The sequence below is a fragment of the Streptomyces sp. NPDC001530 genome, assembly GCF_042894545.1.
In the GTDB taxonomy this organism is placed as follows: Bacteria; Actinomycetota; Actinomycetes; order Streptomycetales; family Streptomycetaceae; genus Streptomyces.
Genome location: NZ_JBIAVS010000002.1, coordinates 319,237 through 335,541, shown reverse-complemented (window position 1 = coordinate 335,541; position 16,305 = coordinate 319,237). Strand labels below are relative to the sequence as shown.

At 70.9% G+C, this 16,305-nt stretch carries 7 protein-coding genes; all 7 read right to left on the bottom strand.

Annotated features, from left to right (window positions below; all coding sequences use genetic code 11):
- Window position 1: 1 nt before the first annotated feature.
- The 7 genes from fxsT to ACFY0T_RS04350 all read right to left on the bottom strand — a co-directional run bounded on the left by fxsT (window position 2) and on the right by ACFY0T_RS04350 (window position 16,273).
- Window positions 2-3,937 (bottom strand): FxSxx-COOH system tetratricopeptide repeat protein, encoded by a 3,936-nt coding sequence (gene fxsT / locus ACFY0T_RS04380; RefSeq protein ID WP_388864488.1) that lies wholly within the window; start codon window positions 3,935-3,937, stop codon window positions 2-4.
- Window positions 3,934-5,247, bottom strand: a complete 1,314-nt coding sequence (locus ACFY0T_RS04375; protein ID WP_388864487.1) for a TIR-like protein FxsC — start codon at window positions 5,245-5,247, stop codon at window positions 3,934-3,936. The genes fxsT and ACFY0T_RS04375 overlap by 4 nt, the downstream gene beginning before the upstream one ends.
- Window positions 5,248-5,340: 93 nt before the next feature.
- A complete protein-coding gene (locus ACFY0T_RS04370) occupies window positions 5,341-6,114 on the bottom strand; it encodes an aminoglycoside N(3)-acetyltransferase (protein WP_388864486.1) in 774 nt (257 codons plus the stop codon).
- Window positions 6,107-8,266 carry a radical SAM/SPASM protein FxsBH, inactivated beta-hydroxylase extension form gene (fxsBH, locus tag ACFY0T_RS04365; protein WP_388864485.1) on the bottom strand — a complete coding sequence of 720 codons (2,160 nt, stop codon included), beginning with the start codon at window positions 8,264-8,266 and terminating at the stop codon, window positions 6,107-6,109. The genes ACFY0T_RS04370 and fxsBH overlap by 8 nt, the downstream gene beginning before the upstream one ends.
- Window positions 8,267-8,970: 704 nt before the next feature.
- Window positions 8,971-10,008: a rod shape-determining protein gene (locus ACFY0T_RS04360; protein ID WP_388864484.1), complete on the bottom strand. Its 1,038-nt coding sequence runs from the start codon at window positions 10,006-10,008 to the stop codon at window positions 8,971-8,973.
- A gap of 132 nt (window positions 10,009-10,140) precedes the next feature.
- Window positions 10,141-15,171: an SAV_2336 N-terminal domain-related protein gene (locus ACFY0T_RS04355; protein WP_388864483.1), complete on the bottom strand. Its 5,031-nt coding sequence runs from the start codon at window positions 15,169-15,171 to the stop codon at window positions 10,141-10,143.
- A complete protein-coding gene (locus ACFY0T_RS04350) occupies window positions 15,161-16,273 on the bottom strand; it encodes an AAA family ATPase (RefSeq protein WP_388864482.1) in 1,113 nt (370 codons plus the stop codon). The genes ACFY0T_RS04355 and ACFY0T_RS04350 overlap by 11 nt, the downstream gene beginning before the upstream one ends.
- Between the last annotated feature and the right edge of the window lie 32 nt (window positions 16,274-16,305).

Sequence of the window (16,305 nt, the reverse complement as noted above, 5' to 3'; positions counted from 1 at the left end):
GTCACACCGCCAGCGGCTCCAAGTCCCGGTAGATGCGCCGCTCGTCCGCCGCCACGCGGATCATGCCGTTCTCGTCGCCGAGTAGGGCGCGCAGCTCCGAGAGTGCCTCGTCGCGCAGGCGGGCGGCCTCGTCCTTGCGGCCCAGTGCGGCGAGGGTGAGGCCGGTGTTGGCGACGATGGCCAGGGTTTCCGGGTGGTGGGGTCCGAGGACCGTGCGGAGGGTGACGACGGCGTTCTCCTCCAGTTTGCGGGCCTCGGCGAGGCGGCCCTGGTCGGCGAGGACATTGGCGTAGTTGATGCCGGTGAAGAGGGTGTGGGGGTGCTGCTCGCCGAGGACCTCGCCCATGCGGCGCAGGACTTGGCGGAACACCTTCTCCGCCTCCTCGATGTCTCCGCAGCCCCAGTGGAAGATCCCGAGGTTGTTCAGGGCTGCCTGGGTGTACGGATGGGCCTCGCCCGGCACCTTCATGTACTCGGCCAGTACCTCCCGCGCCACCTCGCGCGCGGCCTCCCGCTCGTCGGCGGCGAACAGATCGGCCGCCATGTTCAGATCGCAGGCGAGCGAGTCGGGCGTCGATTTCGCGTACTGGGCCCGGTACTGCGCGCGCGTCGCCGTCGTCAGCCGGCGGGCGTCCTCGAACTGGCCCGCCCTGCGCAGCGACACGGCGAGCGACTTGGCGCAGCTCAGCGTGCCGGGGAACTCCTTGCCGAGGATCCGCTTGTGGGCGTCGTAGGCGCGCGAGAGCACGGACACGGACTCCTGGTACCGGCCGACCTCGCGCAGATCACGGCCGACGCGCGCGGCCGAGGCCAGCGTGTACGGGTGGTCGGGACCGAGCACCTCGATGCGCCGGTCGTAGGTGTCCTGGTCGATGGCGCGTGCCTCGCCGTAACGGCCGACCATGCGCAGCGCCAGCGCGAGGTTGTTGGCGGCGCTGAGGGTGCGCCGGTGCGACTCGTGGAAGATCTGGCTGAAGCCCTGGTGTGCCTCGCGCGCGAAGTCCACGGCCGACCCGTACACGCCGAGCGCCGCCAGGTCGCTGGCGAGGCCCGACATGGTGACGTAGGTGTGCGGGTGCGAGGGCCCGAGCACCCTGCGCTGACGTTCCAGGAGCTCGGTGTTGATCTCCCGGGCCTCGACGTAACGGCCCTGGGAGCGCAGGATGTTGCCGAGCTGGCAGCGCAGGTACAGGTACTGCACGTCGTCCTCGCCGAGGATCGGCTTCCAGTCGACGAGGAGGTCCTCGGCGAGTGCCTGGGCGCCGGGGAACTCGCCGCGCTTCCACAGATAGCGGACGCGGTCGATGAGCAGCCTGCGGGTCTCCGCCTCGGTGCAGTTGCGGGCGTCGGAGGCGCTCAGGTGCGGCCAGATGACCGCGAACCGCGGCCAGGTCTCGGGGTCGTCGATCGGCTCGTCGCCGTCGGGGCGGCAGCCCGCGAGCACCGTGTGCACGACGTGCCGGGCGTGCCGCTGCTCCTCCTCGGTCAGCTGCGAGCGGATCACCGCCTGCACCAGCCGGTGCACCTGGATGCTGTTGCTGACCTGGTCGACCTTGGCGAGCGCGAACCGGCCGATCTCCCGGATGACCCGGCCGAGCAGCAGACTCTCCTGGAGGGCGGGGTCGTACGGCTTGAGCGCGTCGATCATCTCCTTGCTGTAGAGCAGGTGGGAGGAGATCGGCTCGGCGGCCAGGAACGCGCAGAGCTGCAGCAGTCGTACGGAGGCCGGGGAGCGTTCCCGCAGCCGCGCTATGGAGATGTTCCAGGTCGCGGCCACCGTCTTGGGATAGTCGGCGGGCTGGTTGAGGTCCAGCACCTCGGTCGTCTGGTCGGCCAGCTGCCGCAGGTAGTCCTCGATCGGGGTGGCCGTCTCGGCGAGCCAGGCCGCCGCCTGTTCCACCGCGAGCGGCAGGTCGCCCACCGCGGTCGCCACCTGGTCGGCCTCCTCGGCGGTGAGCCCCGAGGCGCGCCGGGTGAGGTGCTCCACGCTCTCCTCGCGCAGGAACACGTCGATGGGCAGGGAGGCGCCCTGCTGTGCCCAGGCCTGGTTGCGGGAGGTGACGAGGATGTGCCCGCCGCCTCCGGCCGGGAAGAAGCGGGTGAGCTGGGCCGGGTCGTCGGCGTTGTCGAAGACCAGGATCCAGCGTTTGGTCGGCGCGCCGCGGGCCAGCATCTGCACGGCTTCCTGGCTGGCCAGGTTGATGTCCTCACCGCCGGGCGCGCCGATGCGGGCGGCGAGTTCGGCGAGTGAGGAGACGACGTTGCCGGGGTCCTCGGCGGAGATCCACCACACGAGGTCGTAGTCCGCCATGAACCGGTGCACGTACTCCAGCGCCACCTGCGTCTTGCCGACGCCGCCGAGTCCGAACAGGGCCTGCGGCTGCGGCAGGACGACCGAGATGCCGCCGCCGAGCTGATCGCGCACCCGGTCCAGGATGACGTTGCGGCCGGTGAAGGTGTTGTTGCGCTGGGGCGCGTTCCAGATCGCCGGGGTGCTGCCGGGGAAGCGGGGACCCGAGGGGCCGCCGTCGAGGGGCCGGCCCGGCAGCTCCAGGACGCCGAGCAGCGCGGTGATGCACTGGGCCTCGTCGAGCCGGTGCAGATCGACCGGGTTGTGGTCGAGATACGACTCGGGCAGCCGGACCTCGTCGACCCGCAGCGGAAGCAGCGTGGCGCCCGGGGAGTCGGTGTCGGACTCGATGAGGGAGCGCCAGACGACGTCGGCGTACCGGGACTTGCGGAACGCGTTCGACAGCAGGACGAGGGTGCGCGTCGCCGGGTCCTGGTGCTCGACGGGGCCGCTGGAGATGTCGTGCGGGATGACGTTGCAGCCGGCGCGCTTGAGGAGCGCCTCGGCCCAGTCGGCCCACATCCGGTTCTCCGCCGCGTACGCGATGACGACGTCGGTCGCGGTCGTCATCGGCCGCCGTCGCAGGAACGCGTCGCGGCAGCGCAGCCGCACCGGCTCCGGCACCGGCGGCAGTGTGCTGACCTCGCCGTCCGAGATGACCGTGGTGAGCCGCTCGAAGGCGGACAGCAGCGAGTTGGCGATGCCGCTCTCGTCGCCGACGGTGGCGAGCGTCTCCTCGTACGCGTAGTACGGGCGGTAGGGGATCTCGACGTTGCCCCAGTACGCGGTCAGTTCCTCGGAGCCGAGCTCCTCCCCGCCGAGCCCCTTGGGCAGTCCGTCGAACTTCAGCCGGGCCAGCGCCCGTCCCGCGTCGACCTTCTCCTTCTCGCCCTCGTCGATCCGCATCGGCACGGGCAGCACCCGGATCTTGCGCTTGCGGTAGCCGTCCTCGACGCTGCGGGCCACGGCCGCCGCGCCGTCGAGGGACTGGTCGCTGAGCGTGAAGCAGTCCACCAGCACGTCGGGCATCTGCATGGTGCAGATGTCGGCGTTGTCGGACAGCCCGGTGCGCGAATCGATCAGGACGTAGTCGTACGAGGCCTTCATGTCGTCGCGCAGCGCGTCGAGGAACAGCCCGCCGCCGAGCCGCTCGTAGAAGTTGTCCCACTCGAAGGACGACACGGTCGCGGAGTACGAGCGGTCCTGGCGTCCGGCGGAGAGGAAATCGAGCGAACCGCCGTCCAGGAAGCGGAGCCCGAGCCGCTCGGGGGTCAGCGAGATGGCGTGCTGTTCCACTCGCGCGTAGTCCAGGTGCCAGGCGCCGGAGCGCTGGGTTCCGGTGGTGGCGGCCCAGGCGTACTCGTTGATGATGTCGATGACACCGGTGGTGGCCGCGAGCGCGTTGGGGTCGAGGAAGGGGTGGAAGAAGCGGTGCAGACCCGGGGCCTCCAGGTCCCAGTCGACGGCCAGGACGCGCTTGCCGTTGGCGGCGAGTATCCACGCCGTGTTGGCCAGGGCCATCGTGCGGCCGGTGCCCCCTTTGTACGAGTAGAAGGTGATGATGCGTCCGTCCTGCGCGGCCGTCATGCTTCTTCTCCTCCGTGGTCGGATCCGCCTTCGGGCAGCGGCGGGTGGGTGGGGCCCATCAGACGGGGCCTGCGGATCGGCGGGCCCGCGGGCGGATGCGCCTCGGCGTGCTTGAGGTACTGCCGGGTCGCGTGCGCGACGACGGTCGGCAGTACGTCGGTGAAGGCCTTCAGGGTGGGTACGCCGTTGACGGCGACCCGGCAGTCGGTGCGCCGGCCCCGGTCCAGGATCGTCGGCAGTGTCCGCTCCAGGTCCTCGGCGAGCTTGCGGCCCTCCTCGCCGTGGCACTGGATGTCGGCCCGGTTCCAGGGGACGATCGCGCTCACCCAGGGGCGGGCGTTCGCGTCGAACGCCGCGAGTCTGCGCCGCCGTTCCTCGTCGGTCAGCGCCCATCGGTCGATGAGCAGAATCCCGGGATGGCTCGGCGCCGCCTTGTCGGAGTCGTCCGTCACCAAAGGCTCGCCGGTGTCCTCGTCGTCGAAGGACGACACCGTGATCCGGTAGTCCAGGGACCGGATCAGCTCCTCGGCGAGCGAGGGCAGCGGACGGGTGGACTCCGAGTGGTACGGATTCCAGTCCTGGGCGTCCTCGCCGTACGGGCGGGCGTCGCGGTGCTCAGGGATGCTGTGCCGGGTGGGCGCCGCCACCGTCAGATGGATACGCCGGGGCCCCTCGCCGCGTGGCTTGAACGCGCTCGGCGTGCTCTCGTACGGGCGGGGCCTGCTGGACGGCAGCGGCGACTCGTGGGCGACCCGCACGATCCGCTGGGCGAGCCCGAGGACGGTCTCCTCGTACTCGTCGTGCAGTCGGTTGAGCTTGATCAGACCGTAGATCCCGTTGGCCGCGTACCGGTCGCCGAACGCCCCCTGATCCACATGGATATGCCGTACGGAGTCGGGGAGTTGAGCGTAATCGATATGCGTCCACAGCGCGGGGACGATGGCCGGCACGGCACCGGAACCGGCGGCCCGCGCCCGCAGAATACGTTCGTTGAAAGCGAACCATTCGCGGCCGCAACTCTCACTGGTGAAGTACCGCGGCGAGAACAGCGGCACGAACACCCGGCACGTCGCGAGATTCTCACTGAGCTTTTCCGGCCATCCGTCCCCCGAGCGCATCTCCCGGTCCATGAAACCCGCGGGCGCGCCCGCGGGCAGATCCGTGAGCGCCATGATGTGGTCGCACAGATCCGTGAAGAGGACGTGCACCCAGTGATCCGGATCGCCGCCGCCAGGCCCCCAGGCCGGTGTGTGGGCGTAACTCAGGAAGAAATACGGCCGGTTGTCCGATGCCCGTTCAGGTATGTCCACGCGCCCCCCTGCCTGTGGATGAGCCCCTACGGGATGTTCACCTGGCCGGAACCCACAATCTTCCCGACCAAGCGCCCGCACGGGTCGCCTCTTTCACGTCAATCCATGGCGATATCCAGACATCCGGACACCGGCCTGGTCGACCGCTTCCCGCATCCCGAAGAGCAGCACCGTTTTCCCCGCCATTTCCCGTTCCGCCGCGAGATCACGCGGCAGCAGGGCCCCGATCGCCGCAAAATCGCCGTCGTACAGCACGATGTCCTCGTACGTGGTCCAGTTGCCCTTCTTGCCCACCACGCAGTGGTACGCCCGTCGCGGGGGCCCGGGTCGCAGCCGGTACTCGGCGAGATGGAAGGCGCTGCACACCTCGAACCCCACGCGGAACAGCAGGACTTGGGCGTCGACGGCGTACAGCTTGGCCAGCGGGGAGCGCTCGCCGAGATGGCAGTGCGGATCGTGCTCGCCCAGCAGTTCCCCGGCCCGCGCGCCGAGCCCGGCCAGCGAGGTGTGCGGATGCGCGCTGCGCACGGCGCCCGGAGTGGTCCGCACGCACTCGGCGAGCACGCCCATCGTCGGACAGGGCGTCCTGCCGGGGTCGAAGGGAGGCACCGACGCCCGGAACGCCGCCTCCTCGCGCTCGGACATGCCCGCGGTCAGCGCCTTGTACGCCCGGGAGGTGAACGAGTTCTCCGGCGTGAAGGTCGGCACGACGAGCGTGCCGTCGGGACCGAGCGCGTCGAGCAGCGCGTCCCGTACGTCGGTGTCGCGCAGCCCCGCACCTCCGAGGGAGGCGTGCACCATGAGGACGCCGCCGGGCCGCACGCCCAACTCGGCGAACAAGTACCCCAGTCGGGTGCGGTCAGTCACGGTGGCCCGCCCACTCGGCCCGCAGCTCCTCGGCCAACACCGCACCGGTCTCGGTGAGTTCACCGTCCGGTCGGGCGGCCAGCTGCTCCAGGGCGCGGCCGGCCCGCTCCAGCGCGGCGGCCCGTGAAGCGGCGTCGCTGGTGAAGTACGTCGCGTCGCCGAGCTCCCGGCTCGCCTCGTCGAGCAGCCGCCCGGCTCTGTTGCCCGGCACGTTCAGATCCGCCGTCTCCCGCAGCGCGGTGAGCCGCGCCAGACGCCCGACGCGCGGCAGCTCCCGCACGAACTCCTCCGGCTCGCAGTCGACGGCCACCCCGAGCGCGCCGAGCCCGTGCGCGCCGAGCCGCACTCCCGAGCCCGCCACGAGCGGGGTGACGGTGGTGGCGAGCAGCGCGTTGACGCCGTCACGCCAGCCGGGCTCACGCTCGTCCATCAACGCGTAGGCGGTGCACAGCCGTTGGCTGAACAGCGCGGTGTCGTCGGGGTCGAGGGGAGGGGTGACGGGCACGGGGTAGCAGTCGCGCAGGGGGTCGGCGTCGTCGAGGAGCAACGCGGTGCCGTCCGCGAGGGGAATGCTGGGCAGGGGGCGCCATGCGTCGGGGGTGTCCTCGGGGGCGTACTCGTCGCCCGCGGTGGTCCGTACCCGGAGGCGGCCGGCGGTCACGGAGACTTCGATGCGGCCGGGCTCCGGGAGCGCGAGCGTCCCCAGGGTGGGGAGGTGCAGCTCGGGAGCGGTCTGGTCCCAGGTGAGCTTGAGGTCGGTGCGGGCGCGGACGGCGACCGCGATGATCGCCGAGGCCAGCGGCGCCGGGGTGGTGACCCGGTCGTGCAGGCAGTGCTTCAGCGCGGTGGAGAGGTAGGGGTGGGCGAGGATCTCGTCCACGTCGGGCGTCACGTCCGGCGTGCCGTCCAGGTACAGGAAGGCCCGCCACATTTCGTCCCAGTCCGGCTCCCCGGAGTGCAGGGCCACGGCGTGGGTGAGCGAGTGCCGGTTCGACTCGCCCTGGGCGTACCAGAGCTCGTCATGGCCGTGAACGGCCGGGCTGAGCGCGTGCTCGGTGGTCCGTTCGGCGACGCCGTCGACGAAGGCGCGCAGGTCGGAACAGAAGACGGACGGATTGTCGAAGCCGCGGCCGCTGCTGTACCGGTGCGCGTAGAGCCCGCCGCCGCACGACTCGATCACCGGGCAGCGGCGGCAGGTCGCGCTGACCCCCGCGAGGCCCAGTTGGCGTGCGCGCACGCCCGGGTGGCGCGCGAACTCCGCGAAACTGTGCTGGAAGACGTCGTAACCGGTCCCCGGGGCCCCGTCGTACGCCGTCTTGAGCGAATCCGCCTGCTCGAAGCTGCCGTCGGTCTCCACCACCGCGAGATCGCTCGGCGCGAGCCCCATCGCCTCCGTCAGGCTCGGCCCGCCCCGCAGGGTGCTGAGGACCGACTCGAAGGTCCGCACCGAGACGGTGCGCCCCTGCCGGTCCCACCGGTCGAAGATCTTGAGCAGCCAATCGGCGTACTCGGTGGGCGAGTTGGCCGGTCTGTGCGGGGGAGTGTCCCACGTGGAGTGCGGCAGCAGGTAGTCGATGCGGGGCGGATGCAGGGACGCGAGCGCGTCGTGCACGGCGACGGGATCATTGGCCACGTCCACGGTGCACAGCAGACCGCTGTAGAGATGCCGGTACTCGGGGGTGCGCAGCAGATTGATCGCGCGCAGCACCCGGTCGTAGCTGCTCCGCCGCCGCCGATCGCGCCGGTGCCGGTCGTTGGCGGCACGGTCCCCGTCGAGCGAGATGCTGACCTTGACGCCGAATTCCTTGAATACAGCGAGATGGCGTGTGTTGAGCTGGACGCCATTCGTGTGAATACGGAGATCGAGCGTGGTGACGGGGGCGAGGGTGCGAGTGAGTTCCGCACAAATGTTTCTCATACGGACGGGACCCACAAGGAGAGGTTCGCCACCGTGAAGGATCACGGAAACGGACGGGAGTTTCTGTTCTTCCGCATAGTCCGCGAATCGCCGGGCGACTTTTCCGAGTGTTTCTTCGGAAATGAAGGTCGGGCGGCCTTTCCAGCTCTGATCGGCGTGCTCGTACACATAACAGTGATCACAGGCGAGGTCGCATCGACTGTGAATCTTGAGGACGAGCTGCTGCAGCTTCACTCGGTGAAGGGTAGTGCCGACGGGATGCCGCTTGTACCACCAACCCCTAGATCGCTCAAGGGGGTTGGCGGCTCCGGCGCACACGCACGGGCGCATCGGGCGGTTGCCCCGCCGGATGCGCCCGTGTCGAAATGTGTGCGATCTACGGCGCCTACAGTGCCGAGTCGAACGTGATCGGCTTGGCCGGACGTCGTCCGGGGATGTCGGTCACTCGCCCGGCAGACCTCACGGCGGCAGCCCCGAGCGGGTCGATGGCCGACAGGGGCGTGTGTGGCTTGCGCACGGACCGGGGAGCGGCGGAGCGGCGCGACGTCGGCGTCACCGAAACGTTCATTTGGGGATTGTCCAGTCTGGGGTGCGGATATCGGTTGTCTTATGCGGACCCTACAGGAGATCGGCGGACCCTACAGGAGATCAACGCCAAAGGACTGAGACTTCGTGCGACTCCACCTGAATACCGCTGGGCCCGGCCTAGGGCAATGCGAGAGACGACTCGACAGGGACCGTTGCGCTGTCCAGGTGAATCCGGGATGTCAGTTCGGCGGGTGCCCGGGCCTCACAGCGGTGACTGCCAGGTGACCGTCGTACCCGTGGCGCCGTCGCGTCGACCGTGACCTCGATGCGGGGCACGGTGCGGCGGCGCTCCAGCACCTTGCCGGGCGGGGGACGGGGTCGGTCATACGGGCCCCTGGGACGCTGGGGCGTCAGGCCGCCAGCGGGTCCAGGACCAGCGGTTCGATCTTGCCCTCCAGCATGTAGCCGAGCCCCTGGACGGCGCACACGTCGGGCCGCTCGGCGATGTTCACCGGCATCCCCGTGGCCTGCCGCAGCATCTGGTCGAGCCCGGGGAGCAGAGCGCTCCCGCCGACCATCATGATGCCCCGGTCCGCGAGGTCGGCCACCAGGTCGGGAGGGCACGAGCGCAGCACCTTGCCGATGCCGTCGAGCACGGCGGTGAGCGGGGTCTGGATGGCATCGCGTACGGCGGCGGTGTCGACCTGCACGGAACGGGCCAGGCCGGTCGCCACGTCCCGCCCGTGGATCTCCGTCGACGCGGGGCCGTGCGGGGTGAGCCCGTTCCCGGAGAGGGCGAGCTGCAGGGGGCGTACCGCCTGACTCGGCAGCATCAGCTCGTGCTGATGGCGCAGGTGCTGCACGATCGCGTGGTCGACGGCCTCGCCGCCCACCGGGATGCGTTCGGCGGTGACGATCGAGCCCAGTGACAGCACGGCGAGTTGGGTCGCGGCGGCCCCGCACACCATGACCATGGTGGCTTCGGGCCGCTCCACGGGCAGGCCGCAGCCGACGGCGGCGGCGATGAGCGTGTCGACGAGCTCGACCCTTCGCGCACCGAGCCCGACGAGCGTCTCGACGGCGGCGCGCTGCGCCAGCGGATCGGCGTCGTGCGGGGTGCAGGCGGCGGCCCGCAGCCGCGGCTTGCGGCGCAGCGTGCGGCGTACCTTGTCGCCGAGCAGATGGCGCAGCATGCGCTGGGCCATCTCGATGTCGACGACCGTGCCACCGCTGACGGGACGCATGACACGGATGTAGTCGGGTGTACGGCCCGTCATCTTCTCCGCGAACTCGCCGACCGCGATCAGCGCGCCCGTCTTCGTGTTGATCGCGGCGACGCTCGGCTGGTCGACGACCAGGCCCGCGCCCTTCACGTACACACGGGTCCTCGCCGCGCCCAGGTCGACGGCGAAGTGACAGCGGCGCAGCTGCTCCAGACTGGCGGTCATGGCAGGTCCTCCCGAGAGCGCAGACCGTGGGGCTCCGCCGGGCGGCGGTCCTCTCTCGCATCGTGCGGGGGCGGGGGAGGGGGCGCCTTTTGTGGGGGGCCGGGTGGGGCGCCGCTGGATGGGTGGTCTGGATCAGCGGGACCGGGCCGCCGTGAGGAGGGGGCGGAGGCCCGATACCAGGAGTTGCCCGCCATCCTGTGTGCGCAGTCGCCGCCGCACCTGTTCGTCGCGCGCGAAGCCGATGAAGGGCAGGCCGACCGCGCGGGCCGCCTCCTGCTCGGCGGCAGTGGAGCCGATCATCAGGCAGCTGGAGGCGGAGGCGCCGAGTCTCTCGAGGGCCCGGTGCACGGTGTACGGGTGGGGCATCATTCGAGCGAGATCGGTGCCGCGCCCGTGGATGCCCCCCGAGAAGAATCCGGTCAGCTCACGCCGTTGCAGATAGGTCTCGGCCGCAGGGGTGGCATGGTCCGTGACCACGGCGACGGGCACACCTCGGACGTGCAGGGTACGGACCAGCTGGTCGGCCAGAGCCGTGGGTTGCGCGGTTCGAGCGGCCAGGACCTCGTGATGGTCGAGCCGCCTGCGCAACTCGTCCGCCAGAGCGTTTCCCGCGAACGCGCGCAACAAGTCGAGCGAATTGGCGTACCCCTCCAGCGGTGTGACAGGGCCGCCCTGGGACATCAGAGGCTGTCCTGACAGGGCGTCATCGGGGTCCCGTCGTTCGACGATGAGGCGCGCGAGGTCTCGCATCACCTCAGCCCCGTCGCCGGGCCGGTACAGCCTGGCCAGCGTGCCGTCGAAGCCGAGGATCACGCAGTCGGCCGTGGTGAGCAGATCGGTGGCTGAGGGTTTGGTGCGGCTCGGCTGTGCCGTGGAGCCGGGAGTTCGCCACGGGGGCGGCTGCGCTGTGGAGTCGCGTACTCGCCACCGGAGCGAATATCCGGGCACGTGCCACCGGCTCAGATTTCCGGCCAGTGTGTCGAGTCCGTCGCGGAGGGCGGCGCCGACCACGTCCGTCAGTACGCGTGGCATGTCCAGGTCGGGGCTGCGGGACGCTTCCACCGGATCCGAGACACGCCACGCCACCTCGACCTCGGGAGCGGAGGGGACGGCGAGGAGACGCTCGGCGAGGTCGACTTCGTAGTACCGCCAGGTCGCGCGGGTCGTTGGCGGGGCCAAGCGGACCGTGGGGGAGTCCGGAAGGGCGAGCCCGTTGTCGCGGAGGAGATAGACGACAGCCTTCTCCCCCTCGGGGAGGGGCACCCAGCCGCCGGCCGGGAGGGGGAAGGGGCCCTGCACCGGCTTGCCCGCAGGAGAGATGGTGGAGCGCCTGCGAGAGGGAGGCGGCGTGTGGATGAGGCGGTACCAGCCGTCATCCGTGGCGAGCGGGGCCAGCAGGTCGGGGTCGACGAAACTCGGCCGCTCGTCGACTTCGGCGTGGACCGACGGCGAGACGGCGACGACGGCGCGAGCATCGGACGAGGTGAGGGCGTCTTCGACGGACTGGGGGTCGGGCCCCTCGGCGCCCTCGTCCGGGGTGAGACGCCGGAAGGCCACCGTGAGTCGTACCCCGTCCAATTCGTCGAGTCTGTCGGGGAGTTGGTGCAGCGTGACCAGCAGCAGGGGCAGAGCGGACACATAGGGATCGAGGAGGGCCGTGTAGCCGCCCTCGCGGCTGAAGAGCCGGTACTCGTGCTCCGCGAGCCCGCTCGCCGTGAGCAGCCGGGCGACCACTCGGCCCAGTGCCGCGAGTTCGTTCAGGTCCCTACCACCTTCCGCCAAGTCGAAGAAGACAGAGGTGCGGTACGCGAGGGCGGGATCGTCCTGGAGATCCGGGTCGTCGTCGTATGCGTCGTCGAGATCATGCGGAGGCTCCTCGTAGGAGTCGTAAGGAGGCTCCGGAGGTTCGTCGTAGGCGTCGGCGGGGGCCTCGGCCAGTTCGTCCTCGACGGCGAAGGGGCTCTCCGCCGCATCGTCGACGGGGAGGTTGGTGTCCTCGGCCGATTCCTCCTGAGGGGAGAGGAGGGGCGTCGAGAACTGGTCTTCCGTGGGGAAGGGACCTTCGGGCAGCTCGTCCGGCGCGGCGACGAGGCCGTCGTACGGCGTGGCGTCGGGCGGCGTTGGCTCGTACGCCGACTCCGCTTCCTCGTCGGGCGGTTCGCCGAGTTCCTCGCGCAATTCACGTCCCAGGATCAGCAACTCGGGACTTTGGCCGCCGAAGTCCTCATACTCCTCGTACGCCTCCAGGGCCTCCTCGGTACGGCCCTGGCGCTGGAGCGCCACGATGTGCAATCGGCGGAAGTCCTCGCGGGACGGGTGTGCGCGGACCAGGGCGGCGAGGTCGACGGCGGCGCCCTCGAACTCGCCCAGGTCCAGCCTGAGTTCCGCACGCGTGGCACAGAGGGAGAGGCGGAGCTGGAGGAGGCGGGTGCGGGCGGTGTCGGCGGCCGGGCCCGGGACACCGTCCAGGGCGGTGCCGCGCCAGAGATGCAGGGCGTTGTTCACATGGGCCAGAGCGAATTCGGTGTTCCCGGCAGTGCGCTCCCACTCCGCGAGCGCCACCGAGCGCTGGCAGTCGATTACGTCCACGAAGTCCGCGCTGGTGTGCAGTGCGTACCCGTCGGACAGCGTGGCCAGCACACCGGGGCCCAGGGCGTTGCGCAGCCGGGACGCGTAGGTGCCGAGAAGGGCCTGGGCACGCTGGGGAGGCTTCCGACCCCAGATGCCCTCGGTGAGTTTGGCGTGGGTCACCTTGCGGCCGTGTTGGAGGAGGAGCATGCAGAGCATCGCCTGCTCCTGGGGGGAGCCGACGGCAAGAGGGTGTGCGGTGCCGCGGTGGACTTCAGGCGGGCCGAGCAGGGAGTAGCGGAGTGGGGAGTACGCCGATTCGGCCAGACGGGGGAGGTCGCGGCCTAGGAGCTGGGCCATGCCCTGTTTCCGCTGCCGTGGGGAGTTGGGGCCCTCGGACAGCAGCAACAGGCGGAGGGCCGATGAGTACGGGGGGCGCAGCTGCGTCGGCAGGCACACCAGCCGTTCCGGCGCGATGGACGCACCGTCGTGCGCCGGACCACCGGACGACAGTTGGACGACAAGTCGCCCCAGCGCCACCAGGTCCGCCCCGTACCGGTCCCGCTCCTCCGTCCTGCCGAGATCGAAGAGCGTGAGCTTCGCCGTCCCGTCGGGCAGGATCAGGACTCTGGTCATGTCGAGTCGGCCATGTGCGACACCGGCTGCGTGGAGGGCGGTGAGAGCAGCGGCGAGCTGCTGCCCCAGCGACACCAGCAGCGGCGCCGGAAGGCGGTAACCGCCGGCCGACGCCAGGGAGTTCAGTGGTATTCCGTCCAGGTACTCCATGACGACGTACGGCACTTCGCCCTCGACGCCGTAGTCGTGGACCGCAACCACGTTCGGGTGATCGACACCCGCGAGGGCCCGCGCATCCCGCATGAAGGCCTGAACGTCGGCCTGTGGCGGATACAGCCGCACCACCACCGACCGCCCCAGCTCGGTGTCCTCGGCCCGCCACAGTGTGCCGCTCGGCCCGAGCCGCTCGATGGTTCGGTACCGGTCGACCAACGTCGGCGGACGCTCGGGCGCTGTCGTCCCCAACAGCCGCCGCACGCTCTTTGGACTCACCGTCGCGATCGGCTCGCCCTCCGCCACGCTGCCCGAACCGGACGCCACCGGCGTACTCGCCCGGAACTCCCCGGCCATCACCCCCGCCCGCTCGTCGATCAACGCCCCCATCCGGGCCAGCAGCTGAGTCGTCCGACCGCGGGCGGTGCGCGGCAGGCTCCGCAGCAGAAGATCTTGTACACCGGGCCGGAAGGCGTATGAACCCGGTGGCCCCGGCACGCTGGTGAGCATGCCGCTGAGAATGACCTCGGCCAGGTGCTGGGGGCGGGGACGCGGCTCGACGGCGGCATGGACCAAGCGCATGACGGGCAGATCGGGGCGCCCCACGGCGAGGTGGCCCGCCAGGCGGAAGGCCTCGGGGGACGCGGTCGCGCGGAAACGCAGAACGAGTTCCTCGGCGGGCAGCCGCGTGATGTCGCTGCGATTTCCGGACTCGTCGGCGTTGCGGGGCCGGGGCGTCAGGGGCGCTACTGAGCCGGGTAGCCGATTGCCGCCCTGGCTCGCCACGAGCGTCGACCAGTGCGCGAGCCAGGGCGCATCCGGCTCCAGCACCGGGAGGGGAACGGCTCCGGGGGGCAGCTGTCCGTCCGAGGTGTCGTACGGCGTGAAGGTGAGCGACGAGAGCGGGGCGGCGGGGAAGGGTGCGGAGAGGAGACCGGGTGCGGTGGGCAGCGCGGTGTCGCGCCACAGGTGTTCCGGAAGGGGCTGGAGGACGGCCAGCGGCATCCGGTGGGCCAAGCGGTGCAGTGTGGCGTGCCAGCGGTTGCCCGCCGGGCCCGCCCACCACTGCGGGCCCATGCAGTCGCTTACCAGCAGGGTGACCGTGCGTCCGTCGGCGGGGACGTGCGCGCCCGCTCCCGTGATCGTGCCGTCGGGGCGGGCGCGGTGCACGGTCACTGTGCGGAAGATGCCCGACTGGGCCAGCGTGGTGTGCAGTTCACGGATCAAAGGACGCCAGACGGGCATCGTGGGACCGGTGTCGTACACCAGGTTCAGGCGCAGCCAGCGTTCCCGCACGGGGCGCATGACCGGCAGCCACGACTCGGGGTGACCGGCCAGACGGGCGATGCGGTGGGCGGTCGCCCGCTCGTCGAGTTCGCGGCCGAAGCGCGCGTCGGTGCGGCGCTTGAGCGGGCGCAGGGCCCGTTGCAGCGCGAGCGGGCGGCGCAGCATCGGGGGAGCGGGGGCGAGCAGCGACGCGTGGGGCTTCGACTGGCCGGAGGAGGCCGGTAGATGGAGCGGAACGCGACCGTCGTCGCGCGTCGGGGCGGGGACCTCGGGTCCCTCCTTGGGCAGGGGCGGTTTCCCGGTCGGCGGCCTGGGCGGTTGCTGTGGTTCCCGTCCGTCCGAAGGGGAGGGAGCAGGTGTAGTCGAGGGGCCCGTAACCGGGTCCGAGCCGTCCATGTGCCGGGCCAGCCACAGCAGTTCGGCCAGTTCGACCGGGGGCGGGGGCATGCCGTCGCCCGCCTTGGCCAGGATTTCGGCCAGGCGCCCCAGCAAGCGCGCGCCGGTCGGCTCAGAACGCATCGGTCTCCGGCGCCTCGCTCAGGTACGGCATCAGCTCCTCCGCCAGTTCGTCGAGTGACTCCGGCGCCAGGCCCGACGCGCCGGCCAGGTAGATCGCGTTGAGGAGCTGGTCCGTGGCGAGGTCGCCGCCGGATGCGCGGGACAGGAAGCGGGTGATGAGGGTCTGCGCGTAGTCGTCGGGTTCGCCCAGGTGGGCGCGGACGATCCCGGCGAGGTGGTCGTCGTCGGGCTGGCGCAGCCGCAGGGTGACGCAGCGGCGCAGAAAAGCGGGCGGGAACTCGCGTTCGCCGTTGCTGGTGAGGACGACGAAGGGGAAGGCCCGGCAGCGCACGCGGCCCCGGAGCACCGGGACGCGTTCGTCGGTGCCGTCGACCATCACCCGCGCGTCGGGTGTGTGGCGTGCCGCGCGCACCAGTTCGGGGATCTCGTACTGGCCCTCCTCCAGGATGTTCAGCAGGTCGTTGGGCAGATCGAGGTCGCTCTTGTCGATCTCGTCGATGAGGAGGGCGCGGGGGCGGGCGTAGGGCAGGAGGGCGGTGCCGAGCGGGCCGAGCCGCAGGTGGTCCTCGATGCCCGACTCGGGTGCCGACTCCGGTGTCTGTTTCGGTCCCGGTCCCGGTCCCGGTCCCGGTCCCGGTCCCGGTCCCGGTGCCGGTGCCGGTGCCGGTGTCCGATCCTGTATCGGAGTCGGCCCCTCGGCCCGTTGTCGCGCTGCGTAGAGCCGCGACAACGGGTCGTACTGGTACAGACCGTCGTGCAGAGTGCTGCGGCTGGTGATGTTCCAGCGCAGCACCGGACCCAGCCGCAGTTCGCGGGCAACCGCGTACGCGAGGGACGACTTCCCGGTGCCGGGCGGCCCCGTCACCAGCAGCGGGCGGCGCAAGTACAGTGCGGCGTTGACGAGTTGGACGCTGCGCTCGGTGGCCTGGTAGGTGCGGGCGCGGTGTCTGCGGTCGGGGGAGGCGGCCGAGCTGTCGTCGCCGTCGGCCGGGGTGACCAGGGCCGGTGCGCCGTCGAAGGCCCGCCAGGGCGGGGGCGGGGGCAGCTGGGTGATGCGGTCGTGCGGCTCGTTCGTGCCGGTGTAGACGGGCCACAGGGGCATGTAACGGTTCTCCGTGGGGTCGATGGCGTGCA